Raw genomic sequence first — 1033 nt, 5'->3', positions numbered from 1 at the left:
ACGCTCGACCTGGCCGGAGATAACCAGCAACGGCACCGACTCGATCCAGGCGCCAGCGACGGCAGTCACGGCATTGGTCGCACCCGGCCCGGTTGTGACCATGGCCACACCGATATTCTCGTTGATGCGGCAGTAGGCTTCGGCAGCAATCGCGGCAGCCTGCTCATGGTGGCAGGCCACTACCTCCAGGCCGGGGTGCTTGCCGACTGCGTCGTTGAGGTGCATGGCACCTCCGCCTGGCAACAGGAAGACATGCTCCACGCCCAGATCGGCGATGAAGTCAGCAATGTAGTCGGCAACACGATAAGGGCTTGGCACGTCAGTCCATCCAATAGCTCAAGAGGGTTTTACGGTCGCGATTGGCATTGATCGCTTCGTCGGTATAGAACGAATCATTGCTGAAATGCGTGGAAGACAGCTCTTCGATGATTGCCCCTTCCTGACTGTGGAAGGCATGGCGAACACCCGGCTCGACGGTGACCACATCCCCCGGACGGCAGGCACGATTCACACCGTCCAGCTGCAGCGTCAGCTCGCCATGCAGGACGTGGAAGGTTTCTTCCTTGCGCTGGTGATATTGCTCCGGGTGCTGCTGACCCGGCAGGAGCATCAGCAGTTTCTTGCAGTAACGCCGGTTGTCCACGGTGAGCATGGTCAAACCGATCTCGTCGAAATGGTCCAGACCATAGTGGTGGGATATTTCCAGATCGACCCGGCCCGGCACCACCACGTGGCTGCTGCTCAGCTGGGCGCGAACGCGCTGGACGATCTCCCAGACCTTGTCACGCACATCGCGCCGCGTGCTGTTCTGTGTGCTCAGCGCTGCATGCTCGGGAATGTCCGCCTGGGCAGTAAAGGTGGCGTATTTCGACCAGTCGTTGGCAGTGATCTGCCCGTCCTGCGGCGGGAAAGCGAAATACACATCGTCAGCCTGTACTACCTCGCCTGCGGCAATGGCCCTGCGCGCAAATACACCACGACGCAGGGAGCGCAGGCTGGCGACTTCACTCTCGTTTACCGGCAAGCGCTGCTC

Annotated in this window: 2 protein-coding genes; both read right to left on the bottom strand. The window is 60.6% G+C overall.

Features of this window, described 5'->3' with window-relative positions; genetic code table 11:
- On the bottom strand, positions 1-318 hold a 318-nt coding region (locus tag DB895_RS14170), incomplete at its 3' end, for a thiamine pyrophosphate-binding protein (RefSeq protein WP_243694686.1).
- Position 319: 1 nt separating this feature from the next.
- A partial coding sequence (locus DB895_RS14165; RefSeq protein ID WP_116725997.1) for a cupin domain-containing protein occupies positions 320-1033 on the bottom strand: 714 nt, incomplete at its 5' end.

This window comes from Flavobacterium psychrotolerans (genome assembly GCF_003097635.1).
Taxonomy (GTDB): domain Bacteria; phylum Bacteroidota; class Bacteroidia; order Flavobacteriales; family Flavobacteriaceae; genus Flavobacterium; species Flavobacterium psychrotolerans.
Note: the sequence above shows the minus strand (reverse complement) of the source record. Positions and strands in the feature narration are given on the sequence as shown.